25 protein-coding genes are annotated in these 24,558 nt (G+C 47.0%); 16 read left to right on the top strand and 9 right to left on the bottom strand.

Annotation, left to right across the window (positions count from 1 at the left end; genetic code table 11):
• The first annotated feature begins 151 nt into the window (after window positions 1-151).
• The gene (locus tag FD47_RS16105) at window positions 152-2,722 is read left to right on the top strand and encodes a DUF5776 domain-containing protein (protein ID WP_191982197.1); all 2,571 of its coding nucleotides are present in this window, start codon (window positions 152-154) and stop codon (window positions 2,720-2,722) included.
• A 75-nt stretch (window positions 2,723-2,797) separates the two neighbouring features.
• Here FD47_RS16105 and FD47_RS10475 read toward each other — a convergent pair whose 3' ends face one another.
• The 5 genes from FD47_RS10475 to FD47_RS10455 all read right to left on the bottom strand — a co-directional run bounded on the left by FD47_RS10475 (window position 2,798) and on the right by FD47_RS10455 (window position 5,436).
• Window positions 2,798-3,262, bottom strand: a complete 465-nt coding sequence (locus FD47_RS10475; protein ID WP_054735915.1) for a hypothetical protein — start codon at window positions 3,260-3,262, stop codon at window positions 2,798-2,800.
• Between the two features lie 103 nt (window positions 3,263-3,365).
• Complete coding sequence (locus tag FD47_RS10470) at window positions 3,366-3,575, bottom strand: helix-turn-helix transcriptional regulator (RefSeq protein WP_054735913.1); 210 nt, start codon at window positions 3,573-3,575, stop codon at window positions 3,366-3,368.
• A 209-nt stretch (window positions 3,576-3,784) separates the two neighbouring features.
• A complete protein-coding gene (locus FD47_RS10465; RefSeq protein WP_054735911.1) occupies window positions 3,785-4,156 on the bottom strand; it encodes a hypothetical protein in 372 nt (123 codons plus the stop codon).
• Between the two features lie 26 nt (window positions 4,157-4,182).
• Complete coding sequence (locus tag FD47_RS10460) at window positions 4,183-4,656, bottom strand: threonine/serine exporter family protein (RefSeq protein WP_054735908.1); 474 nt, start codon at window positions 4,654-4,656, stop codon at window positions 4,183-4,185.
• Between the two features lie 3 nt (window positions 4,657-4,659).
• Window positions 4,660-5,436 (bottom strand): threonine/serine exporter family protein, encoded by a 777-nt coding sequence (locus FD47_RS10455; protein WP_056980648.1) that lies wholly within the window; start codon window positions 5,434-5,436, stop codon window positions 4,660-4,662.
• 632 nt (window positions 5,437-6,068) lie between these two features.
• Here FD47_RS10455 and FD47_RS10450 point away from each other — a divergent pair.
• The 6 genes from FD47_RS10450 to FD47_RS10425 all read left to right on the top strand — a co-directional run bounded on the left by FD47_RS10450 (window position 6,069) and on the right by FD47_RS10425 (window position 12,808).
• Entirely contained in the window at window positions 6,069-6,944 is an 876-nt protein-coding gene (locus tag FD47_RS10450) for a homoserine O-acetyltransferase/O-succinyltransferase family protein (RefSeq protein ID WP_056980647.1), read from the top strand.
• A complete protein-coding gene (locus FD47_RS10445; protein ID WP_056980646.1) occupies window positions 6,941-8,260 on the top strand; it encodes an O-acetylhomoserine aminocarboxypropyltransferase/cysteine synthase family protein in 1,320 nt (439 codons plus the stop codon). Before FD47_RS10450 ends, FD47_RS10445 begins: the two co-directional genes overlap by 4 nt.
• 306 nt (window positions 8,261-8,566) lie before the next feature.
• Entirely contained in the window at window positions 8,567-9,595 is a 1,029-nt protein-coding gene (argC, locus tag FD47_RS10440) for an N-acetyl-gamma-glutamyl-phosphate reductase (protein WP_056980645.1), read from the top strand.
• A gap of 52 nt (window positions 9,596-9,647) precedes the next feature.
• On the top strand, window positions 9,648-10,862 hold the full coding sequence (argJ, locus tag FD47_RS10435) for a bifunctional glutamate N-acetyltransferase/amino-acid acetyltransferase ArgJ (RefSeq protein ID WP_056980644.1): 1,215 nt from the start codon (window positions 9,648-9,650) through the stop codon (window positions 10,860-10,862).
• A gap of 15 nt (window positions 10,863-10,877) precedes the next feature.
• Window positions 10,878-11,627, top strand: a complete 750-nt coding sequence (gene argB, locus FD47_RS10430) for an acetylglutamate kinase (protein WP_054735905.1) — start codon at window positions 10,878-10,880, stop codon at window positions 11,625-11,627.
• A 17-nt stretch (window positions 11,628-11,644) separates the two neighbouring features.
• Window positions 11,645-12,808, top strand: a complete 1,164-nt coding sequence (locus tag FD47_RS10425) for an acetylornithine transaminase (RefSeq protein WP_056980651.1) — start codon at window positions 11,645-11,647, stop codon at window positions 12,806-12,808.
• 135 nt (window positions 12,809-12,943) lie between these two features.
• Here FD47_RS10425 and FD47_RS10420 read toward each other — a convergent pair whose 3' ends face one another.
• The 4 genes from FD47_RS10420 to FD47_RS10405 all read right to left on the bottom strand — a co-directional run bounded on the left by FD47_RS10420 (window position 12,944) and on the right by FD47_RS10405 (window position 18,315).
• Window positions 12,944-13,273: a heavy metal-binding domain-containing protein gene (locus FD47_RS10420; protein ID WP_056980643.1), complete on the bottom strand. Its 330-nt coding sequence runs from the start codon at window positions 13,271-13,273 to the stop codon at window positions 12,944-12,946.
• Between the two features lie 73 nt (window positions 13,274-13,346).
• Complete coding sequence (locus FD47_RS10415) at window positions 13,347-14,711, bottom strand: hypothetical protein (RefSeq protein WP_054735903.1); 1,365 nt, start codon at window positions 14,709-14,711, stop codon at window positions 13,347-13,349.
• Between the two features lie 26 nt (window positions 14,712-14,737).
• Window positions 14,738-16,342 carry a hypothetical protein gene (locus tag FD47_RS10410; protein WP_171035043.1) on the bottom strand — a complete coding sequence of 535 codons (1,605 nt, stop codon included), beginning with the start codon at window positions 16,340-16,342 and terminating at the stop codon, window positions 14,738-14,740.
• 611 nt (window positions 16,343-16,953) lie between these two features.
• Window positions 16,954-18,315, bottom strand: a complete 1,362-nt coding sequence (locus tag FD47_RS10405) for an FAD-dependent oxidoreductase (RefSeq protein ID WP_056980642.1) — start codon at window positions 18,313-18,315, stop codon at window positions 16,954-16,956.
• Between the two features lie 317 nt (window positions 18,316-18,632).
• On the opposite strand from FD47_RS10405, the gene FD47_RS10400 reads away from it, so the two are divergent.
• The 9 genes from FD47_RS10400 to FD47_RS10365 all read left to right on the top strand — a co-directional run bounded on the left by FD47_RS10400 (window position 18,633) and on the right by FD47_RS10365 (window position 24,515).
• Window positions 18,633-19,508 carry an RluA family pseudouridine synthase gene (locus FD47_RS10400; RefSeq protein ID WP_054736442.1) on the top strand — a complete coding sequence of 292 codons (876 nt, stop codon included), beginning with the start codon at window positions 18,633-18,635 and terminating at the stop codon, window positions 19,506-19,508.
• 159 nt (window positions 19,509-19,667) lie between these two features.
• The gene (locus tag FD47_RS15665; protein WP_169790563.1) at window positions 19,668-19,844 is read left to right on the top strand and encodes a hypothetical protein; all 177 of its coding nucleotides are present in this window, start codon (window positions 19,668-19,670) and stop codon (window positions 19,842-19,844) included.
• A 163-nt stretch (window positions 19,845-20,007) separates the two neighbouring features.
• Window positions 20,008-20,793: a DUF1003 domain-containing protein gene (locus tag FD47_RS10395; RefSeq protein ID WP_008215184.1), complete on the top strand. Its 786-nt coding sequence runs from the start codon at window positions 20,008-20,010 to the stop codon at window positions 20,791-20,793.
• Window positions 20,794-20,928: 135 nt separating this feature from the next.
• A complete protein-coding gene (locus FD47_RS10390) occupies window positions 20,929-21,519 on the top strand; it encodes a GNAT family N-acetyltransferase (protein WP_008215183.1) in 591 nt (196 codons plus the stop codon).
• Window positions 21,520-21,658: 139 nt separating this feature from the next.
• On the top strand, window positions 21,659-21,868 hold the full coding sequence (locus FD47_RS10385) for a helix-turn-helix transcriptional regulator (RefSeq protein ID WP_054736439.1): 210 nt from the start codon (window positions 21,659-21,661) through the stop codon (window positions 21,866-21,868).
• 77 nt (window positions 21,869-21,945) lie between these two features.
• Window positions 21,946-22,476 carry a DUF3278 domain-containing protein gene (locus FD47_RS10380; protein WP_054736437.1) on the top strand — a complete coding sequence of 177 codons (531 nt, stop codon included), beginning with the start codon at window positions 21,946-21,948 and terminating at the stop codon, window positions 22,474-22,476.
• Window positions 22,477-22,551: 75 nt separating this feature from the next.
• The gene (locus FD47_RS10375; RefSeq protein ID WP_054736435.1) at window positions 22,552-22,953 is read left to right on the top strand and encodes a hypothetical protein; all 402 of its coding nucleotides are present in this window, start codon (window positions 22,552-22,554) and stop codon (window positions 22,951-22,953) included.
• Between the two features lie 69 nt (window positions 22,954-23,022).
• On the top strand, window positions 23,023-23,244 hold the full coding sequence (locus FD47_RS10370; RefSeq protein ID WP_008215179.1) for a MerR family transcriptional regulator: 222 nt from the start codon (window positions 23,023-23,025) through the stop codon (window positions 23,242-23,244).
• Window positions 23,245-23,633: 389 nt separating this feature from the next.
• The gene (locus tag FD47_RS10365; RefSeq protein WP_056980650.1) at window positions 23,634-24,515 is read left to right on the top strand and encodes a cation diffusion facilitator family transporter; all 882 of its coding nucleotides are present in this window, start codon (window positions 23,634-23,636) and stop codon (window positions 24,513-24,515) included.
• Window positions 24,516-24,558: the final 43 nt, after the last annotated feature.

The following is a 24,558-nucleotide window of genomic DNA, read 5'->3' as shown; positions in this document are numbered from 1 at the left end:
GGATAAAACTTAGGAACTTTAGACATTACGATTTATAGGAAGAGGGGTTACGATATGAAAGTTGACGATCGTCATTTTTTCATTATGACATGGATTAAGGTTGCTGTGCTCATCGCAATTATTGCTTGTTCGAGCGCGTTTCTGTCAATAAGTGGGGGGCGTTAAGGCTGATAGTAATTCGTCGCCGTTTTCAGTGACGACTAATCCAACCAATCTTGATCCCCAAGAACCGCTTAATTCGGACCAAGGCATTCAGTTTAAATTCGTTTTTAATTCAAACAAGAGTCAAAATTATTCTGGCTTTAATAAGAATGATAAGATCGTTCTTAAAATTCAAGACACCTCGGGTCAGGCAAGTTTCGATAAAAATGACATTTCGTTTGCTTCATCGACGACCGACCCTAGTATTAAAGATTCAATTTTTAATTTTGCAATTCAGCCGGATGCTGAGTCGGGCTATACGGACATTGTCCTGACGCCGTCTGCAAATTATGATGATCAGTTTTATGAGAGCATCCTCAAAGCCGGAATGTCCCTTGTAATTAAACCCTCAAGCTCCATTGGGACTGATGGGCCAACCGCACCAATTGCCGTTCAAGCCGAATTACAGAGTAGCGATTATGGGACGCATACAATTTTAGATACGTCGTTTGCGGTTAATAATAAGGCTTCAAATAATGGTGGCGGTGCTTCCACCAACGTTATTGGTGATCAAATTTTCAGGAATTCCCTGGGGATTCCACTTATCGGAAGATATGATAACGATATTCCATTTGATAATAATGGGTATGCTGACATTCCGGGAAATGGGGGCCAAGGTTCAGTTCAGAAAAGTATTGTTTATAATTACACCCAAAATGCGATGGTTGCCACGGCAATGATAACCCTGCCAACCGAACTTAAGGGGAATCAATTAACGTGGAATATCTCGGCGGGGGACCAGCATCCAATTTCTGATATTAGTTCATTGAAGGTGTACGACTCGAGCGCTGCAAAACTCGGACCGGCGAGCGGAGATTGGAAAGTGGTTGATAACTCTGGCAAAATCGAAGTGACGTATCCGCTTACCGCTGCCGATGCTGGGAAAAGTTACAGTATTGCCTTTGTTATTCGAACTAATGCGAACTCAGGGTCTGAGGACGCATTCGATTTAAATAGTGATGTTTCAATTAATGACGGGAACAATTTAGTCACGCAGTCTAAATATGCGGCCCATTTATTCTATAACAATGCTGGTCAAACGGTGTTTAGCCCAGCTTTAGTAGTTCAAAATATCAATATGACGCCCCAAGAAGCGACAAATTATCCGTTTCCGATGGCCCATAACCCGATGTGGTGGTACAACTACAGTTTTGCCACTCTTTTCTGGGACAACAATAAGGGATCGGATCCCGCGGTTTCCTATCAAGGTAATTTTGTCGCAACGGATCCCAAAACCGGTAAAACAATTGGCACAATTGATGTGACGAAGAACACGCAGAGCGCCACCGTTCAACCAGGAGAGTACCATAATGTGATTGTGGTTAAGGATGAAAGCCAAGCGGGAATGCCAATCACTTCAGCACCAGTCGTTTTAAACGTCCTTGGGAAAATCACGGTGGCGTATGTGGATGTTGACACGAATCAAGTGGTCAAGCAACGCGTTATAAATCCCCAACCAAACATCGTAAGCAAGGCAGATACAACGCAACAGGGGACCATCACCACCAAGGCGACTGCCCCGGGAGAAGCAATTAATCTGGATTATAAGGATCAGCTCCCCGATAACTATGAACTTGCATCTAGCTTACCGACCGGTGAGTCTCAGCCAAATGAATCTCAAAAATGGCAGGATGCCGACCAAACATTTAAAGTATACGTTAAAAAAACGGGGTCAACGCCAACCCCGACGCCAAATCCAAATCCGACCCCAACCCCAACGCCAAGTCCAACCCCAACGCCAAGTCCAACCCCGACGCCAACACCGACACCAACGCCAAGTCCGACGCCAGCCCCATCACCCAACACCAACGGTAGTGGTGACAAGCCGGTCGCCAAGATTGGTGAAGCCGTTTATTCGTTGAAGAAAATCTATCTCTATAAGAACGACGTCTTCAAGCAAAATGAACGGCTGGCTGGATATGTCAGCAAGCCGCGGGTTTACCGGCCAATGTTTGTCGTAACCGATTATGCCTATTCCAAGACTGGTAAGCTGCGCTACAAGGTCCGTGATGTGAACCACCTGACGAAGAATCGTCATAAGACTGGTTATATCACAGCTCAATGGGCTTACGTGCGTCCGGTTTACTATCACGGTCAGCACAAGACGTTAACGGTCATTAACCCTCGTGGCGTTAACGCGTACAAGCACGTTAACTTAAGCGGGAAAGTTCGCAACTACAAGCAGGGGACGGTTCTGCACGTGACGAAGTTCGTCAAGCACAACCTGACCACCCGCTACGTTCTCAGCAACGGTCAGTACGTCACTGGAAACCGCAAGTTGGTCGAGATGGGCAAGCACAAACAGGTCCATTACGTGAAGGTCAAGAAGACAATCAATCGTTACCAGACCGTTAACTTAACTCACCAAAACAAGCGGCACATTAAGCGCGGGACCAAGATCCGCGTGAAGAATTACGACTTTTCACACGCCAACAGTGTGACAAATCACGGGGCCTTAAGATATCGCGTTGCCGGTGGTTTTATCACTGGTAATTCGAAGTATGTTAAAGCTTACAAATAAGCATTAGATACAATAAAAAGAAGCTGGGATAATTTATTTTATCCCAACTTTTTTTGCTGTCATTTACCGGCTGTTTCATGATTCTGTTACATCAAAGTAAAGCCAACCACTTAAATAAGTCGCGAAACCAACCATGAGGATACTCCCAATGGCGATGACAGTGATTTGTGAAAATAACACTGGTTGTGTATTCAAATAAATACTCAAGATTGGAATTGTCATGAATCCAATCAGTAACAACGTGAAAATTGTGTAGTAGGTCCAACGTAACGCGTGTTGAGAAATTACTTTCTCGCGTTCATCGGCGACGCTCAGTTCACCTTTTTTAGAATTAAATGACGGGTCGGTGTGAGCTAAAACGACTCTTGCGATCCCGAAAACGACTAGCCATGCTAAAAATAAGATTCCATAGATGCCAAATTGAAATGATGATTCACCGTTTGGATGCCAATATGAATGAGCGATCATGTAGACCATCATGCAAGTTGCGAGAGCGATCATGATTATGTTGCCGATTTGTTCAATAATCACTTTTTTCATCTTAGTGCGCCTCCAGAATTTGTTTGTTAAGGGAATCGACAACGGACAAATATTGAGATCGGAATAAGTGGCGGGGAGCCATCGATGTCTCACTGATTGGGCTTCATTCTCCTAACCAAAATAGCTCATTAATATCTGTCTTCAGCTCATGAGCAATCTGTAATGCTAACAGTAATGACGGCGTATATTTCCCTTTTTCTAAAGAAATGATTGTCCTGCGCGTTACCCCAACAGCAGCGGCTAGTTGTTCCTGTGTCAATCCTGATTGTTTGCGGTGCTGTGACACATCATTGTTAACAAAAATAATCGCCATCCCCCATCTACTGTGAAGTTCACTTCACATATTATCATACAAATCACTAAAAGTGAAGTTAGTTTCACATTACCAATCATTAGGCATTAAACCGGTCAAAAAAAGATCTAGTCCTATGCTAAATGAATGAGTTTTAGACTAGATCTGTTGCTAAATTTTTATCGTTAGAACGTGTGATTGCCAATCTTAAAATCAGAGTCTCTGGCAACTTACTTCGGCCAGTTCGCAACATAGTAGATTTTAGCGGGACCAAACTGATAAAAGACTTCATTTTTGATTTTGAATTCGACCCCATAATTATCTTGATGGCCGAGCTTCATGCGGTAATACGCAACGTTGCCGCCGCCCTGGTTGTCACTTTCCACATGAACGGTCGCCTGTTTTTGCGTGCTGAGGTACCGATATGTATGTTTGTCGCCGCAAATCTTTCTTAATTTACGAGAGTGATGCGATTTCAGCGCCGCGTCCACTTGCGTTTGGATTGCCGATTGCACCTGGTCATCAAGTGTCCAAAACTGCCAGCCGAGGAAAAACACCAGAGCACCCGCAGCCACCAAACAGAGTAACCCAATTCTTCGCATAAATAACCACCTTTGCGTGTCAATAATTAGTTTGATGATGAATTCTGATCCTTTTCCCGACTTAATAACTTAAATAAAATCGGTTTAATTCGATAGAAAATGACTTCGGCAACCACGAATCCCACTGCCAGGGCGATCGCAATTGTCAGCGTGTTGAACAAGTAAACCGTGGTCTGGCTTTCCTGGCCGAGCGTAAAGCTTCGCATGCCTAAATATAAGATGCCGCCGGGGACCAGTGACACTAAGCTGGGAACGTAGATAATGTTGACGGGCACCTTAAATAGGACGGCGGAAATATTGCCGAGAATGCCAATGACGATGGCCGCACAGAAATTTGGCAGGATTAACGTATGATTGATCTGCAGGACGACGTAGTAAGCAACCCACGCAACGGAGCCCGTGATGCCGGCGGGGAGCAGGGACCTTCGGGGGATGTTGGTGATGAGACCAAAGCCCACCGTTGAGGCTAAACTCACAATAAATTCCACTAAGACTCTCATGATTTAACCTCCAATCTGCGAAAAAAGAATTTGAATCAGGGATGTGCCAATGACCACCCCGGCCCCAATTGAACCGGCAATGATCACCGCGTCGACAGCGCGAACGACGCCCGAAATGGTGTTGCGATCGATAATTTCGCGAAAGGAGTTGGTGATTGCAACCCCCGGGACTAGTGGCATCAGGGCACTGACGATAATGTTTCCAGCACTCGTGGCGAGCCCTGACAATTGCAGTGCCGCAGCTAGAAGGCCGACCACGAACCCGCCAAAGCCGGCTGAAACGTAGGGCGTTTTAACGTGAGCCCCGGAAAATACCGCGGCGAGGTAGCCGAAAATCCCAACGAAAAAGGCGTATCCCAGATCGACCCAGGTTGCCTTGAACAACAGCATTGGCGCAACCGAGACAAAGCCGGCCCCCAGAATTTTGAGGGGCCAATTGAAATCAATGACCTTGCGATCGATTTTTTCAATGGCGGCTTTGAGTTCGGCGACAGTAATCTCGCCGGCAACAAATTTTCGGGAAACGGTGTTGATTTCGTCGACCTTCTGCAGATTCCAATCGCCTAGGCGGACCTTCACCAGATGGGTGCGGGACTGATTATGGGTGCCAACAAAGATGGCGGTGATTGTGGCGTGACAGACGATATCATAATGGGCGGCCTTACCAATATATTCAACGGTGCTTTCAACCCGCGAGGTTTCTGCACCACTGGTTAGGAGAATTTTGCCGACCTTTCCGCACAGTGAAATCAGATCGTCTTCAGTGATTCCTTCAGTCATGGTCTTAACCTCGCATTTCTAAAAATAAAGTACACAAACATTATAAGCACGGAATTCGGATTTTGGGAAAAATAATTTGGTGAATCTAAAAAAATGTGGCCAAAGGAATCGGCGGCCACTCCCGCTTGCCACCACAGGCTTTGGAATCGGGTTGAGTTAGAAATAAGTCGGTATAAATGTTCAAGATCTCATTGACATTTTGAAATAACGATGATAAAGTTAGTGTCAATTATTAAAGAAACATTAGACGTTGACGAGAAGAGTAGCGTAAACGCGAGCCTAACAGAGAGCTTCGAATGGTGAGAGAAGTAGCTTGTAGCAACGTGAACATGAGCTCTGAGTCTGGTGCCCGGTCAAAAGGCTGACGCATCCGGTAGCAACCGATACATTGCGGGGTATACGCGAAGTGGCGTTGAGACACTGTGTACCCGTCGAGGTTGTTATTGTGAAATAGCAATGAATTAAGGGTGGTAACACGAGAACTCGTCCTATAGTCGATAGACTATGGGGCGAATTTTTTTGGTTCTAAATGTCAGAATCAGACCGCCAATTTGATAGATGGCAATCGAGCGACGCGCTCCCACAAAGAACGCATTAAATTTTGTGCTCACGAAAAACAGGAGTTGATAGTAATGACAGCAAACGCAATCAATGGCTTTCTCCACGCTGAAAAAAAGTGGCAGAATCATCAAGTAAATAATCCGGTAACGATTCTTGTTTTAAATTTAATGCCCACCAAACGGGATACCGAGTATCAGTTCCTCACAAACTTTAACCGGTTGGATACCGACGTCACGCTCACATTCATGTATCCGTATTCGCATCAATTCAAGGGTACGTCTCGCCGCGCCATCGAAGCCGATTACGTTTGTTGGAACCAGATCGCTGATCGTTATTATGACGGTTTGATTATTACCGGGGCCCCGATTGAAAAGCTGGCGTTTCACCAAGTTGATTACTTCGACGAACTTAAGCAGATTATTCAGTGGGGTCATTCCCATGTTAAGCAGCAGCTCCATGAATGCTGGGCCGCCCAAGCCGGATTGTTTCTCGACTTTGGCATTCAAAAGCACCTGTTGCCTCACAAACTATTTGGCATTTTCACCGCCACTCAGGTTAACCATGAGTCACCGTTGGCCCGGGGGTTTGGCGCCGGGGGGCTTCTGAAAATGCCCCAGTCCAGACATACCGAGGTTATTTTAGATGATCGGCATTTACCGGCTGATTTGACGCTGATCGCAACGGCACCGCAGTCCGGGCCGATCGTTCTATCATCAGACAGATACCGAACAACGTACGTCACTGGGCACCCGGAATACCAGGAAAAGACCCTGGCTAACGAATATTATCGGGACCTGGCCAAGAATTTGCCAATCACGTTACCCCTTAATTATTTTTCGGATCCGGTAAGGGGAAGCGTTGATTATTCGTGGCGGGATGCCAGTAAAAAATTATATGAAAATTGGACGCATTTATTAGTAGACAAGAAAGTGGGGCTCTCAATATGAGTGAAGAAAAAGATAACCAGAATTTACATTTTGAAACGTTACAGGTGCATGCCGGCCAAACCGTTGATGAAACCGGATCCCGGGCGGTACCGATTTACCAAACAACGTCCTACGTGTTTGATAATCCCGAGCAGGCCGCTGGTCGATTTGGGTTAACTGATCCAGGGAACATTTACACGCGGTTAACCAACCCGACAACTGACGTGGTTGATAAACGGGTGGCCGCCCTTGAGAATGGTACCAGTGGGGTGACCCTGGCAACCGGTTCGGCTGCGATTACCGCCGCAATTTTAAACGTTGCCGGTAAGGGGGATGAAATTGTCTCCGCAAGCACTTTGTACGGCGGAACTTTTAACCTCTTTAACGTGACCCTTCCTAAGTTAGGGATCAAGACCCACTTCGTCGACCCGGATGATCCGGAGAAGTTCGAAGCGCCGATTAATGAGCATACTAAGGCCCTCTACGTTGAAAGTATCGGCAACCCGGGCATTAATTTGGTGGACTTTGAAGCGATTGCTGCCATTGCCCATAAACACGGCATTATTCTGATTGTCGATAATACATTTGGCACCCCGTACTTAGTTCGGCCGCTTGATCATGGTGCCGACGTGGTGGTTCATTCCGCTACCAAATTCATTGGTGGTCACGGCACCACGATGGGCGGCGTGATTGTTGAAAACGGTCAATTTGATTGGAAAGCCAGCGGGCGATACCCCGGTTTCACGGAACCGAATGCCCAGTACAACGGGCTGGTCTTCGCCGATCTGGGTGGTGGTGCGTTCACAACTAAGGTGCGGGCTGAATCACTGCGGGACCTGGGGGCCACAATCAGTCCGTTCAACTCATTCCTTCTTCTTCAGGGCTTGGAATCTTTGTCACTGCGGGTTGAACGCCACGTTGAAAACACGAAAAAGATTGTTAATTTCCTGCATAATCACCCAAAGGTTGCCTGGATCAATTATCCTGGTCTACCCGACAGCAAGTATCATAAGCTGGCAGAACGCTACTTCCCAAAGGGCGTCGGCTCCATCTTTACCCTTGGATTAAAGGGCGGCGAAAAGGCCGGCAAGCAGTTAATTGAAAACCTCAAGCTCTTCTCGTTGCTGGCTAACGTTGCCGACGCGAAGTCGTTGATCATTCATCCGGCATCAACCACTCACGCCCAGCTTAATGAAGCCGAATTACGGGAAGCTGGTATTACGCCAGATCTCATCCGGGTGTCAGTGGGGGTTGAAAACGCTGATGATCTGATTGCCGATCTGAGTCAAGCACTGGATAAAATTTCAGTGACTGCCGATCAGAAAGTGACTGAATAACCAGGCTTGATTGCACGAAACAAAATGGTGGCCAGGCTAATAACGGCAAATTTAAGTAACGAGTGCTCAAAATGGCACTCGTTATTTTTATACATAATCATATTTTATTATTCATCAGTAAATTGAACATTCAGCCGATGATGCGGGTAGCTAATCGTCAAAAATCTAGTTATAAATTGCATAAAAATATCAAAATAAATAAATTAATGAATATAATTAAAAACTATTGCATTTTATCTCATAACGATGTAATCTATTCACAATTCATTAATATTCACGTTCGGTGAATAACACAGAGGTGATTTGATGCAAGCTGCATTAGTTGGCGTAACGGGTTACGCCGGGATGATTCTCTACCAGTTATTAAAAAACCATCCCAATGTCGAACAAGTTCATATCTATGATCACAAAATTTCTAAGAACGCGCCGCTGTCAGAAGTGGCCCCAATCTTTAAAAATGATTCAAGTGTGGTTGCTCCCTACGATCCAACTACGATTATGGGGGCTGATGATGTTGTATTCTTTGCCACGTCATCCGGTGTGACCTCGCAACTCAGCGCGCCATACCTGGAAAAACACTTTCCGGTGATTGATTTGTCCGGGGACATGCGTTTAAAGACCGAGCAGGCCTACGAGAAGTGGTACCACAAGCCTTCAGCCCCAACGGCCGCATTGCAGGCGGCAACATACGGATTAGCGGAATTTGATTCGGTGAAGGACGCAACGTATGTGGCCAACCCCGGCTGTTACGCCACGGCAACCTTGCTGGGACTTGCCCCACTGGTTCAAAAGCACCTGATTAATGTAAAGAGCATCATTGTGGATGCTAAATCAGGGACATCGGGCGCCGGCAAAAAATTATCGGCATCGACCCACTTTACCGAAGCTAATGACAACCTGCAGATTTATAAGCCGAATCACCATCAACACATTCCAGAAATTGTTCAGGAATTGCAGAAGTGGGACCCGAGCGTTACAACTCTTCAGTTTATGACCACGCTGATTCCGGTCACCCGGGGCATTATGAGTACCATATACGCCCAGGTTAACCCCGGCGTTGACGAACAAACGCTTTTGGCCGCTTTCCACGACACATACGACGATCAGCCATTTATTAATTTCACCGCGATTGATTTACCAACAATCAAACAGGTTGTTGGGACCAACAACTGTGATATCGGGATTGCTTACAATCCGGAAACCCAATTCGTGATGGTCGATAGCGTTATTGATAATATGCTCAAGGGTGCCGCTGGCCAAGCCGTTCAAAATTTTAACGTATTATTTGGATTTTCGAAAACCGCTGGGCTTAACTTACAGCCGGCATTAATTTAACTGATAAATAGGATCCATTAATATAGAAGAAATATAAGAGAGGAAGATTTTTATGGAAATTGCGAGCGATGAATCAATTGATGTGAGTACCTTTGAATGGCCGGCGGGGTTCTATGCCGACGCGGGTCACGCGGGCTTAAAAGCCGATGCCAACGTTGATGACTTCGGCTGGCTGGTTTCTAAAACGCCAGCTGACGCGGCCGGTGTTTACACCACCAATCAATTTCAGGCGGCGCCAACGGCTCTGACCAAGCAGACGATTAATCTGGCCCATCAATTACAGGCAGTGGTCATGAACAGTGGGAATGCCAATTCCTGTACCGGTGTTCAGGGCGAACACGATGCCGCTGTGATGCAGCAGGCTGCCGCTGACAAACTGGGCATCGCCGCTAATTTGGTTGGAGTTGCGTCAACTGGGGTAATCGGCGAAGTTCTCCTGGTCGATAAAATCACCAATGGCATCGCAAAGTTGGGACTGACAAAGAATGATGGGGTCACCAAGGCGGTTTTAACGACCGACACCCACGCCAAAACAATTACCGTAAAGTGTTTGATTGACAATCAACCGGTGACGATCAGCGGTTTCTGCAAAGGTTCCGGGATGATTCACCCGAATATGGCAACAATGCTGGGATTTGTGACAACCGATGCCGCCATTGCTGGCGATCAGCTCCAGCATTTGCTCAGTACGACGGTTGACCAGACCTTTAACCAAATTACCGTTGATGGGGATACGTCAACCAATGACATGGTTGTCGTAATGGCCAACGGGCAAGCGGGCAATCAGCCGCTCAACGCCGATCATGAAGACTACCCCACATTTGTCAAAGCGTTCAAGTTGGTCTTATCCCACTTGGCCAAGGAAATCGCCGGGGATGGTGAAGGGGCCTCTAAGCTGGTCGAAGTCAACGTTGCCGGGGCCTACAACGACCATGAGGGCCAGCAGGTTGCCAAAGCGATTGTTGGATCTAATTTGGTCAAAGCCATGATCTTTGGCGAAGATGCCAACTGGGGCCGGGTGATGCAGGCCATTGGCCAAACCGATGCCCACGTGGATCTGAACGGCGTTGGCGTTGCCATTAACGGGATTCAGATGGTCACGAATAGTCTCGCGGCCGATTACAGTGAAGAAGCGGTTGCCGCAACCCTCAAGAAAAATGTTGTGACCATTGATGTTGACCTACATGCCGGCACCGCGGCCGGAACTGCTTGGGGCTGTGATTTAACTTATAAATATGTCCAAATCAACGCGTCTTATCGAAGCTAAAGGGAGGTTTCGCCCATGACTCAAAAAATTGTGATTAAAATCGGCGGCCACGCCAGTCAAAACTTAACCCCGGCCTTTTTTTCTCAGTTGCATACCTGGATCGACGAAGGAAAGCAGATCCTGATTGTTCATGGTGGCGGGCCCCAGATTTCGACGTGGAGCAAAAAGCTTGGTTTAACCGTTAAAAAAATTAATGGCATCCGGGTGACCGACTCCGCTACGCTGCAGGTGACTCAGGCAGTTTTGCTGGGACTTGTTCAGCCGAATTTGTGCGCCAAATTAGCGGCGGCCGGACTGCCGGTAATGGGCCTAAACGCTGCCGGTAAGGCGGTCCTGAATGCCGATTATCTAAACCAGAAACTGTTTGGTGAGGTGGGGCAGTTATCCGCCATTAACCAGACTTACATAGACGATGTTTTAAGCGACCATATCGGGGTTATTGCCCCACTGGCAGCAACTCCGGATGGTCACCTTTTGAACGTCAACGGTGACGTTGCGGCTGCCGGGATTGCGAAATACCTGAACGCCGAAGAATTCATTCTGCTCACTGACGTTCCCGGCGTCATGGTCAAGGATCAGGTGCTCACCAGCTTGTCCAAACAAAGGGCCACGAAGATGGTTCAGAAAAAATTAATCACCGCTGGCATGCAGCCCAAATTAAAGGCTGCCTTTGATGCGTTGGCCAGTGGGGTGAACCGGGTGACGATCACCAATCAGCTGCAGAATTCAGGAACTAAATTATTGAATAATCAATTGATTAGCTAGGAGCGTGAACGAACATGATGAACCATATTTTTCCAACCTACAAGCAGTATCCTATGGAACCGGTCAGCGGCCACGACTGGCATCTGACCGACGAGACGGGGAAAACCTACGTTGATTTCACCAGTGGGATTGGCGTTTGCAGCTTCGGCTACAGTAATGATCTGATTGAGCAGAGTGTGCAAACCCAACTGGGTAAAATTTGGCACACGTCCAACCTTTATCCCAGCAAGCTTCAGGATCAAGTCGCAGAAATGTTGGCCCCGGAAGGGATGCTGGCGTTCTTCTGTAATTCCGGAACTGAAGCTAACGAAGCGGCCTTTAAGCTCACCCGCAAGGCAACCGGAAAAGCCAAGATTCTCGCTTTTAAGAATGGCTTTCACGGGCGGACATACGGATCGATGTCGTTAACCGGCAATCCCGACATTCAGGCCGGATTTGCCCCGTTGGTACCAGGTGTGGACTTTGCGACCTATAATGACGATGGTGCGATTGGCCAAATCACCAGCGACTACGCGGCGGTGATTCTTGAAGTGATTCAGGGTGAGGGCGGCGTTGTTCCGGCCAATAAAGCTTGGCTGCAGGCAGTTGCCAAGCAGTGTCATGAATCCGGTACTTTACTGATCGTTGATGAGGTTCAAACCGGGATCGGCCGGACCGGGTCGAAATTTGCTTTTCAACAGTTTGGGATTGATCCGGACATCATTACCTGTGCCAAGGCGCTGGGAAATGGACTCCCAATTGGGGCAATGCTCGGTAAGCAGGCGCTGGCTTCAGCGTTTGGCCCTGGCTCTCACGGAACGACCTTTGGCGGCAATAAAATCTCGCTGGCTTCGGCCAAAGCCGTGTTGACCCAATTAACCCCGGCCTTTTTGAAGCAGGTTCAGGCAAAGGGGCAAGTTGTCTTTGAGCAACTCGAGGATCTGATTGCGCCGCTGCCAATCGTGAAGGACGTCACCGGGATGGGCCTGATGATCGGTATTCATTTAACGGCCGATGTGAAGGTTGCCGACGTCATTGCTGAGCTCCAGAAGCATGGCATGTTGGCACTGCCAGCTGAACACAACACGCTGCGATTATTACCGCCATTGGTCATGAATGAGGCGGATTTGGTTTCAGGCATTCAATTAATTCAACACGTTCTTCAAGAAGTGGCCGTCGCCGCAGACGGAGCCGTCAAATAACCGGTGGTTGAGAGACCGGCCGCTTCAGCATTATTATGTGAAGACAAAAAAATCTAAGAATCGCGTCAATTAGAAGCTGATTGTAATCAGTTTAATAATTGGCGCGATTCTTAGATTATAGGTCTTTCAGGGAAATTAGTTCGTATACTTTACAGCGGTTCCGTATGCCGCCACTGACTGCATGTCGCCGCCAATGGAGCCGGAATCAAACCGCATCATCACAACGGCATCCGCACCCAGTTTCTGGGCGTTTTCCCGCAGCCGATCCACGGATGTATTGCGGGCCTCGTCGAGCATCTTCGTATAGTCCTTAATTTCGCCGCCGACGATGTTCTTTAAGCCGGCACCGATGTTGCGGACCACGTTCTTAGACTGGGTTGTTAGCCCGAAGACTTCCCCAATCACTTCGTATTCCTTGCCCGGAATATGTTCAGTGGTTGTGACGATAAAATTTTGATTTGCCATGATTTCGCCCTCCTCTGTAAATTAAAGCTAGCTTCATTATAACCGTTTGGACCATTGGAATGGGTAATAATCGCTAATCTAATGGGGTGCTGGACTTCATAACTTCAGCCGGCCATAAGACCAGCAGGTACCCATAACCGTCCTGATCAAATGCCAAGCTTTCGCATTCCCGGTTGGATGTGAAGGCATCATAGTGAATGTCGCTCGGAGTGAAGCTGCCGTCACGAACCTGTTGGGCGGGAATTGAGGTTAGGATATCATCGGAAACGAAGTAAAGCCGATCGCTTGCGGGATTGTAACTGACCCCCTGGTTGGGTGAGCCGCCCCGGTTCTTCACGTATGATGGCGCGGCTTGGAACTGAACGTCGTGTTCGTCCATGCGGCCGTAGAAGAACATGTAGCCGAGGCCGGTTTTTCGACCCCAATACGCATTGCCCTGCTTATCCCAAGCCAGGGTGTGGAGCTGCAGGTTAGCCGAATCACCGTGGAACATTTGGAAATTGTACTGGCGAATTGGTTTCAAATTACTGGTGGTCATTTCAAGCACCGTGTTATTCTCTGTCCGGTTTCTAAGATCGGTCAGGGTGTTATCTTCGACGATGTAGAGATGTTTATTAACCGGGTTAAACGACAGGGTTTGACCGTGACCAATATCAACCTGCGGGCTTAATTGGGCTGCCTGATCAATCTTGGCGTACTTGAAGAGGTCGGCATTTTGCTGCTGAACCTGATCAATCTGGGATTGAACGGCTGATAATTTTGCATTCAACGTCGTTCGCTTTTGCTTGTCCGATTTACTGGTTGAAAGTTTGCCAATCTGTTGTTTCAATTGTTTGGCGGTGTTGGTCTGTGCTTTTAGCTGTTCATAAAGGGTTTGGTACTGTTGATTATGGGAAACGCCTTCGTCGGTGTATGGATTGAAGTAGTTGAAGGCTTTCCAGAGCGCCATTGGGTCCTTGCCAACCCCTAGTTTTTCCAGCTGGGCAAGATTGTATTTCACAATGACTCCCAAGTTGGTGTCACTACCGTTAGATTCGATGAAATAAATGTTGCCCGAATCATCCAGGGTGATACTCTGGAAGTTTCCGTGTTGATAGTTGGTGACGTTGAAACCATCGGGCAGGTAGAGCTTCGTCTGTAAAGTGGTTTGCGTAGAACTATCCGGGGTCGAGGCGTAGGAATCCGTCGTTGAAGGCGAATTTTCGTCCAGGGTGCGTTCAGTATACTTGCGGTCCATATTTCCCTTGAGCGTCGGATTATCCACCGCGTTCAGTTTTGTTTGGGAATAATCCTTGAGCACGTTTCCCGCGTTGACCTGGGGAATGTTATTCGCCGGATCGGGAGCGTCGATCACGTCCGCTGAAGCTGTTTGGCTGAATCCAAATCCAATCACGACTGAAAATAACAGTGCCGTCATGAGTTTGATTGATGTTCTCATTTCAATTTCATCCCTTCAATAATCATTTACTTTGATGGCTGATTCTGATTAGCAGTCACGTCAACGCTGACACTGCTACCAAATTTGGCGGCGCCCAGCGTGGCTTGATTAGCATCGGTTAACTGGTTGTTGGTTAACGCGTAACCGGAACCTGCCAATGCGGCGTTTGCCTGCCCGGTAATGGCAGTCTTATCATCGGCCTTGAGCGACCAGCTGTCACCAGATTGGACACCTAGATTAGATCCCTTTGGTGCCGGATCATCCGTATCGGTGTTGGTGTAATCAATGGTGGCCACCGTCTTTTTGGTTGAAGGGTCCACGAAGTTGATTCTAACGGCATTATTAGCGATCGTATCGGTTCGGGCAGTGGTCTTGAGGTAAACTGAGCCGCCCAATTTGGCATCAGCGAGCTGCGTGAGCTGATCAGCAGTTAAGTCGGTGAACTTGTAACCGCTGGATTTCAAGGCGGTTGTGATGCCGGATTGAATGGCCGCCTTATCACCATCGGCAATGCTGGCGGTACCATTATCCGTCGTGCCGAGCATCTGACCGGGTTGGCCGCCATCTTTTGGATAATCAAATGAGGCGATGACGGCATTATTTTCATTCTCGATATTAATGCGAACCGCGTTTGTCGCAATCGGATCCTGCTTGGTCACCGTAAGTGATGTTTTTTTGCCAATGGTGGCTTCTGCAAGGTAACCGGTTTGATTAGCGGTTAGAGCGTCCAGCTGATAACCGGTGCCGATCAGGGCATTGCGAACGGCATCCTGGATTTTCTGCTGGTCGTTTGCGCCTAATAACCAGTATTCAGTGCCGTTCAAATTATAGTCTGAGCCAATTGTTTGGCCGGTTTGGCCGCCATCCTTGGTGTAGTCGAGGTTCGCAATCAGCTGGCCGCTGCTGTTAACCAGGTCAATTCGCAGCGCGTTGGCCGGAACTTTTGATTCAGCTTGTGACAGCCCCTTATACATAATCCAGCCATCCGCTTTGCTTTGAGCGGGATCAGTACTGGTGACGTGGACCCACGTATCGCCTTCGCGGGTGCGGGTACCCATCTGATCAATTCGAAAGGCGGTGTCCTTGTAGTCGATTGCATCGCCCATGGTGCGGCCGGAACCGTAAACGGTGTTCATTGGAGCTTGATATGTAACACTTTTACCGTCGTTGTTCAGACCGGGAGCGGCGATGTTGAATGTATATTTCGAAAGGGCGCCGGGAAGCGCCATTTTAGTGAAGGTTGTAAAGGGCGTAATCCCACCGCCAAAATGCCCGGCTTTTTTGCCGCCGTAAATCCAGCCATGATACTGGCCGTTAAAGGAGTTCAACTTATAGTAAATTTGCCCGTTGCTGGCAATCGCTTCCCGAGTGGCGACAAAATTATCCGCCGATGAGTCGGATTTAGCGAGTTCTTTTAAGGCGAGCCGGGTGACGACCACTTTGGCGCCGGAACGAATCTTGGGCTTGCTGTAAAGGGCCTCCGTGCCGGTAAAGGTCACGTTGCGCTTCGCCGGATCGGTGCTGAGGGGTTGGTTGGTGGTAATATGCGGGGAATGCGTTGCGGCGTTCACGAAGGTGGCGTTAAAAAGTTCACCGGTGCTCAAGACACCCAGTGAAGCCAAAGCTAACACGACGGAACGTTTTCATCTTTTGTTCAAAATTCTGACCTCCAAACGATTTCTGATAATACGGTACTATTTGATAATACAGTGAAAGTGGCGGCAGAAAATGAAATTGGTGAAACTTTTACAGGGGCGTTACGTAAATTTTACAGAGTGCGACTCGACCCGGGTTGACCCTGGTGCATAACGCGCAAAGAGCCGTTGATGGGCGGTCTTTGTCCATTGACGGTTCTTTGCGCGTTATGTGTAAGGGTCAGGGTCGTCGGAGCACGTTTAGTCTAGGTAGCAGGAATCCCCACAAAAGAACTTGAAATCCGGGTTTGGATTTACACCGGTCCCCCCTGCAGGTTAGCGCCAGTTATGCCTAAATGCATAAGCTCAAACATTCTGCTCATTTCTTCCCAAAGCACCAAAAAAGCCGCCCCTCATTTCTGAGAGTCGGCATGCACTTGTGAGACGCTTAATGTGGTTTAGAAAAGATCGTCATCACTATGCAGTAAACATTATAACGTACATGTATGCGTTTTACAAAGGCTTACTTTGTAATAGTTCACTTAGTTTTCAACGCTTACTCGAGGCATGTTGGATACTTCACAACAATGTCTTTTTGGGACTGGGGATTATTTGACAGGCATCTTACTTGCTAATTTAGCGGCCTGTTCTTGAGCAGCTTGACCCAGAATGTTCAGGTAGTTGAATGGGCGGTCAAACTGTGGCTGGAATAACATATCAACCATTGCCAAGTCGTCGATGGTATTCTGATTTTGGATGCAGACAGACAGCGTGTTGGCGGACTGGGAAACATCGTAGGTGCTCATCAGGGCGCCCCCAAGGATTTGGCGGGTGTCCGGATCAAATACCAAACTCATCAGGACCGGTTCAGTACTTGGCATAAATTCTGGGCGGTAGTTATCGGTGATCGTAACGGATTCGGCTTTAACGCCCTTCGCTTTGGCGGCGGCCATTGTCAGACCGGTTGACACAATCGTGCGGTCATAAAGCTTTAATCCTGATGATGATTGGGTACCCATGTATTTAACGGTCGGCGTTTCGATGTTCTTGCCAACGAGAATTCCCTGACGAACGGCGTTGGTTGCCAGTGGGATGTAGGCCAAACTGTGGGTTGGGTTGTAATGAACGGCAACGCTATCGCCAGCCGCATAGATGTCGGGATTGGAAGTTTGCATATATTCATTTGTGATCAAAGCACCGTTTTCGATCATATCTAATTTGCCTTTAAACAGGCTGGTGTTCGGTTTGAAGCCGACACACATGATGACCATGTCAGTCTCATAGGTGCCTTTGGTTGTCTTAACCGTGACCGTATCAGTTCCAGAAATTTCTGTGACTTGTTGATCAAGGGCAAGCGTAACCCCGTGGTTTTTGTAATCGTCTTCGACAACGTCGGTAAATTCCTTGTCAAAATACTTACTCATGATGCGGTCAACACCATCAACCAGGGTGACTTCATGGCCGGTTGTGCTGTAAGCTTCGGCAAGTTCAGCACCAATGTAGCCGGCGCCGATGACCATGATGCGCTTCTTGGAAGGCGCGGTCTGGAACAGTTCTTCGGCGTGATTCCAGTTCTTGCAGAGGTAAACGTTGGGGTTATCGACGCCTTTGATTGGTGGAATGACGGGCCATGAACCGGTTGTGACCACCAATTTATCGTAGGAGTCTTCAAACTGCTGATGATCGCTTAAATTGGTCACTTCGATGGTCTTGGCTTCCGGATCAACGTTGGTGACTTCGTGCTGCATTTTAACCGTGGCGCCCAACTTTTTCAGTTCGTCTGGACTAGAGTAGAATAAGCCTTGAGGATCCTTTACTTGTTTACCTAAGTAAAGCGCAATCCCACATGAAAGGAATGAAATATTATCATTTTTTTCATAAACCGTGACGGAAGCATCGGGATGTTCTGCTAAAATGGTCTTGATGGCAAACGTCCCCGCGTGTGTACAACCAATAACAGCAATTTTCATATTATCTTCTCCTTTGACAAATAAAATGATTCACAAGCTAACGTATGACTTCATTCTACAAGGAATGTAACCGATGTCAACAACTTATTTCGCACAAAACTATATTTTGCACATCTTAAATTGACAAATTCATTGGTGCACAAGCGTTTTGGCGATATAAAAAAATAATATTATTTTTTAAAGAATATGCCATTACTATATGATTCTAAATATTTCGATGTGATAAACGGTCACAACTTGGAGGCAATCTGGTGGGCACCGGTTGATTGTCCCGGGGGTGCCCCGTTAGACTTAAAAACTGAGAAAAGAGGCTCACGATGAAATTTACATGGACACGCCAAACTGGTGAACCACCCGCACTAAAACGATTTCTCAACGGGCGGGGGATTAGTCACCGGATGTATAAGGAAGTTAAGGTTGCCGGCCATTTCTGGATTAATGGTCAATTGAGCACCGGGACGCCAACGTTGTGGGATGGTGATCAAGTCACCATCGAGCTGCCTGATGAGGTCAGTGATCCAAACGTCGCGGTGAGTGACCAGCCCATTAAGGTGATTTACGAAGATGATAATTGGCTAATTGTGGACAAGCCCGCTGGCCTGACGGTGGTTCCGGGTCCTGCCAATCGAGCCGATACACTGGTCAATCGGGTGAAGGGCCATCTAATCAAGGCTCATGCCAAAAATGTGGTGCCCCACGTGATTACCCGACTGGATCGGTTTACCAGTGGCTTAGTGCTGATTGCCAAGCACCGGCTGGCCAATAGCCTGGCTAATGAGCTGTTAGCGGCCAAACAGCTGCATAAACGGTATTTGGCGGTTGTGTCGGGCACCGGTCTTTTGGCGCACGGCCGGATTCAAAAGCCGATTGCCAAGGATCCCGACGGCTTCGGTCAGGTGATTGCCGAAAGCGGCCGCGCAGCCGACACTGAGTACTGGGTGAAACGGACGTTGGTGGATCGGACGTTGGTGGAAGTCGCCCTGCATACCGGGCGAACTCATCAAATTCGGGTTCACTTTGCGGCAATTGGTCACCCGTTATTGGGGGATGAACTGTATCATGGCCCGATGGATCGGGGAATTTCCCGCCAGGCGCTTCATGCGGCAAAGCTTGATTTTAATGACCCGTTTTCGAAAACCCACCTCAGTTTTCAAAGCGATTTACCTGGTGATATGACAGCAATTTTAGATTAAAAAGCAGTAAGTATTCTCAGGGTGGGAAGCTTACAGGATAGGGTTAGTTTTTTCTTGGCAAACCATTAATGAGAATTCAATGAAATCGTGGTCAATCCGGTTGATGTTTACAGGCCTTCACGTTATGATAGCGTTATCAAATTAAGGAGGAGACTAGATATGTCTACCGAAGCAGAAACCGATCAAACGGTCAAAAAAATTATTGCGGAATTGGAGAATAACGTGTCCGTACTCTCATGGTTGAAGGAAAATCAAAACGATGAGGAAGCTCAAAAACACATCAAGGCAATTAAGGACGCGCTATCAAAGGCAAAGACTGATTTAATTAAGGCATGATGTTTTTGGTTGACTACGTACTAGATCTTTATCGACTGGCAGTTAAATGAATATTCACCGGCGGCTTACTGATATAATATTGGTAAGCCGTTTTTAATTTGAACAGAACGTCTGAAAATAAGCACTTAAAATCTTCATTGAAAACTAGGGAGGACCAGGAAACATGGCTGAAATGCAAACTGCAATTTGTTTTATTGATCACCAGGAACATATGCTGATTGATGGCCGGTATTTAAAGGATTTGGAGCCGGCGACCCGCAATTTAATCAAGGCCGATCATCCGGGGGCCAAGGTGACCGACTTTATTTGTGACCATGATTTATTAAAATATCAACTGATGCGCGTGGACGGAATGGTTCGCTCCGACGTTAAGCAGGGCCAAAAAATCAACCGCCGCCTGACCCGGGCGATGCAAAGCGATGACTACGACATTGTCGACGTGAACGAAAATTTGGAAAAAACGCTCACAATGGGCCAACGAGTATCCGATGCCGTTGCCAGGTTTGGCGGCAGCTGGGGGTTTATCGGGATCTTTACGTTCGTTTTAATCGCGTGGATGTGCGTTAACGGGGCCGGATTATTTGGCATTCGATTTGATCCGTTTCCCTTCATCCTCTTAAACCTTGCCCTAAGTTGTATTGCGGCGATTCAGGCACCCATTATCATGATGAGCCAAAACCGGGCGGCCGACCGGGACCGGATGAATTCGGAAAATGACTATCACGTGAACTTGAAATCAGAACACGAACTGCGAATTCTTCACGCCAAGCTGGACAATTTGACGCAAAACCAACTGCCCCATACGCTGGAAATCCAGAAATTGGAAATTGAAATTCTGGGTCAGATCAGAAATGAGCTGGATGAACTTCACCGAAATCATCCGGATGAATTTACTGAAAATAATGAGGACAGCGTGAAAACCCGTTCTGATGATTCATCGGCTAAGTAGCGCTGCCACTGATAAATTAGCGGCAATAACTGTTATCATAGGCCTTTATCAGATGCCAATTTTGACAACCTCCTGAAAATTCTGTAAACTATGATGTAACTCAATGAAAGCATAAAATCGACTAGGAGGATTTTTTTGATTACCGTTAGAGAAGCACAGCAGGACGACGCCGGCCAGATAGCGCCGTTAATTGATATTATTTTTGATGAAATGCAGCTTGATGAACTAGAAGACGTTCCCGAACCTGGACTCGCCAAGGTCATCACTAGGGCTTACCAGACGAAGACTTACTTGTCTGATAAGGCATCCACGGTGGTGGCCGAGGCCGATGGCCAAGTTGTTGGGGTGGTATTTGGATACCCCAGCGAAAATGAGGACGATATCAACAGGGTGCTGATTAATTTATCAAAGCAAAGTGCCGATTTTAAAGAACCCTACATTCCTGATTCCGAAACCAATACCGATGAATGGTACTTGGATTCGATTGCCGTTGACCCGAACTTTCAAGGGCGTGGAATTGGCAGCAAGCTGCTTGCTGCCGTGCCGCGGATGGCATTAAATGATGGCAAATCAGTGGTTGGGCTCAACGTTGATTTGGAAAACCCCGAAGCAGAAAAACTGTACACGCGAAAGGGATTTAAGACGGTTGGTATGCAGATGATTGGTGATCATGAATACCACCATATGCAGATGCCGGTTTTGGATCGCAAGTTAATGTACGTATAATGTTAAGAAAGCACGCTGCCAGAAATGGCGGCGTTTTTTTGTGGATGAAATGTCATATATAATTGACAATCTGATCAAAAAGCAGTACATTAACGGTGTCAAGAAAGTCACATATATATGACAAGGAGGGCCGACCAATTTGAATCGGGTAAGAGAATACCGCAAGAAGCAGGGACTATCGCAGTTTGCCCTGGCCGAAAGGATTGGCGTGGCCAGGCAAACAATCAATTTGATTGAAAACGATAAGTATAATCCATCCTTAAATTTATGTATTGATTTGGCGAAAACCCTGGGCACGGATTTGAATACGTTGTTCACGGCTATCGAAACAAAGGAAACGAGTGATTAAAATGAAAAAGGGAAAACTTGTGATGCGATTATTGAAGTGGTTTGATGGGATCCTTTTTGTTGGGAGGTTGGATGATAATGAAATTTCATAATCAGATCGATGTTCAATTAGTTAAGTGGTTCTACGGCATTCCGGGGCCCTTGGATGAATACGCCCGCCAGCAGATTGATCGGATTGGCAACCACGCGTTTATTTTTCTGTGGACCTACACGTTCTTTGCCAACCTCGTGATTTTTGGCTTTGCAATTGGGGCTTCGAAGACCGTCTTCGTATGGACGGTGGTCATCAATGAATTGATCACGATTCTTGGCGTGTGGCAGTACACGGTGTTTGAAATTTCCAGAAAGCATCTTCTTGATGCTGAAATTAAGGCTGCAGGTGCCCGCCAAAACCACCGGTGGGCATTCTACCAAGCCTTAAAGAGCTTGGTGGTGGCCACGCCAATCGCTTACTTCATCTATTTTGCCATTAATTTAGCCATGGGAACCGAGACGGTCTCCTCATTCTTACTCACGTTAAATTATCCCGTTTTATCAATAGCTTGGGGGCTGGCCGCCGGCTTCATCACGTATTTTGGCCGGGTCATGAGAACCAGATATATCAAGTGAGCGGGTCACTCATTGCATCCCAGATTTGTTTTGTTATAATGAACTTTCGAATGCCAAATTTGAAAGGAAATTAAAATGGAAGATAATATCAAACTGGGTGACCCAATTTTTAACCAAATGCTGTTTGTTCTCGACAAACCGGTTACGGAAGCCAACCACAAGGACTACCGTTATGAAAACGAAGAGTTACTGCAAATCAGTGACGGTATCTGGGCAATGCCCGCCTACATGAAGGACGATGACGACTTCAGCCTGTTCTTCATCGTGACCGAAATTGACGATGGCAATACGGTCATTGCCTTTTCTCAGGGCGAAAAAAAGGGCGCTGACTTTTCACTGAGTGATCCGATGGTCACCGGGGAAGGATTGAATCGCCTGACCGCTCACGACAAGGACAAAGCAGCGTCTATTCTGCACTTTTTAAACATGATTTCCAAGGCGGCAGAGGGTAACTGGCGGATGGTTGAAGGTAATTAATCGGAACCGGTTGCAATTGTTCGAAATCCTGCTAGAATAGTCTTAAATTTTGAAGATGAGGTACGGGTAATGGAATTGACATTAACTGAGTCGGCGCGTCAGTTTAACGTGACGCCTGACGTCATTGCCAACTATATTCAACAGGGATTGGTCCCCAGCAAGCAGCAACTCACAAGTACGACCACCCTTAACGATCGGGATATTTACTGGTTGGATCTGGTTCACTGTTTCATTGAGAACGGATCCTCGATTTCAGAGGTTAAAAAACTGATTGAACATTGTGATATATAGACAAAACGATTGTTAAATCTGGTTTGTGATGATATTCTTAAACTAGAGAGGAATCAGCCCCTTATTTTGTGTTAATTAGATTGTCGTTTGTATAACTGTTAGATTACGCAGGTAATGTGACACAAGAGTTTCATCGTGCGATTAAGCACTTTGAGTATCCAATTAAAAAATTGGATCAGTCTTCGAGTATGGACGAAGTAAAATTTAGTTAAAACCAACAGGGATGCTGGTTCCCCTCGAAAGCTGTTGCTGGACCCTGGTCTGGCAACAGTTTTTCTGTATCCCTAAAAGATAGTTTGCTAAGGATGGAAAAATTGCCCGATCAATGCCATAATGTTACTAGATTGGAGTGATCGATCGTGGCAGAAAAAGAACCGGAACGTAACGTGATGAGTGGCCAGCGCTTCTTTTACGTAACCATTTTAAACGTTGCAATCACTATCGCTGAATTTATTGGCGGCGCTTTGTCGGGCAGTCTTTCGCTGATTTCCGATGCGTTTCATAATTTGGGGGATTCGTTTTCGATTGTCTTCAGTTATGGGGCCCACAAAATTAGTCAAAAGCGCCAGAATGAGCGAAACACATTCGGCTATAAGCGTGCGGAGATTATTGCGGCATTTCTGAACGCCATTGCGTTGTGTCTGATTTGTCTCTTTTTGATGGTTGAGGCGGTTAAACGAATTTCTCACCCGGAATCAATTAATGGCAGCTTGATGTTAATCGTTGCCGTGGTGGGGCTAATTGCCAATTTTGTGTCAGCGTTCTTGCTAAATGCCGGCGCCAAGCATAACCTTAATATGCGGGCGACTTACTTACATATCATGAGTGATGCGCTGTCTTCGGTTGCGATTATTGTTGGCGGGATTTTAATTGATATTTTTGGCTGGGTTTGGATTGATCCAGTTGTGACAATTTTAGTCGCGGTTTATATTTTTTATGAGTCAATTCCGATTATTCGCCAGACCAACCGAATCCTGATGCAGGGGGCGCCAGTCATTGATTATCAGGCCATCAAACATGACCTGTTGCAAATCAACGGCATTTTGGGCGTTCACCACGTTCACGCTTGGTCGATCGATGAGCATAACGTGATTTTTTCGGCTCATGTGAACTTACATGATATGAAGATTAGCGAAGCCCAGCAGATTTATAGTCAGATTGACGACTTGATGGAAAAAAAGTACCACATGTGCCACGTGACCATTCAAGCCGAGACGACCCGTGGTGAAGGTGAAGACATGATTTACGATCGCGGGAACGATATTCCGTAATTCCCAAGTGAGAAGATTAGGGTCTGTCTTAAAACAAGCTTTT

The sequence above is a fragment of the Lentilactobacillus parafarraginis DSM 18390 = JCM 14109 genome (assembly GCF_001435895.1).
Taxonomy (GTDB): domain Bacteria; phylum Bacillota; class Bacilli; order Lactobacillales; family Lactobacillaceae; genus Lentilactobacillus; species Lentilactobacillus parafarraginis.
The sequence above is the reverse complement of the archived record's forward strand: the minus strand, read 5'-3'. Positions and strand labels throughout refer to the sequence as shown.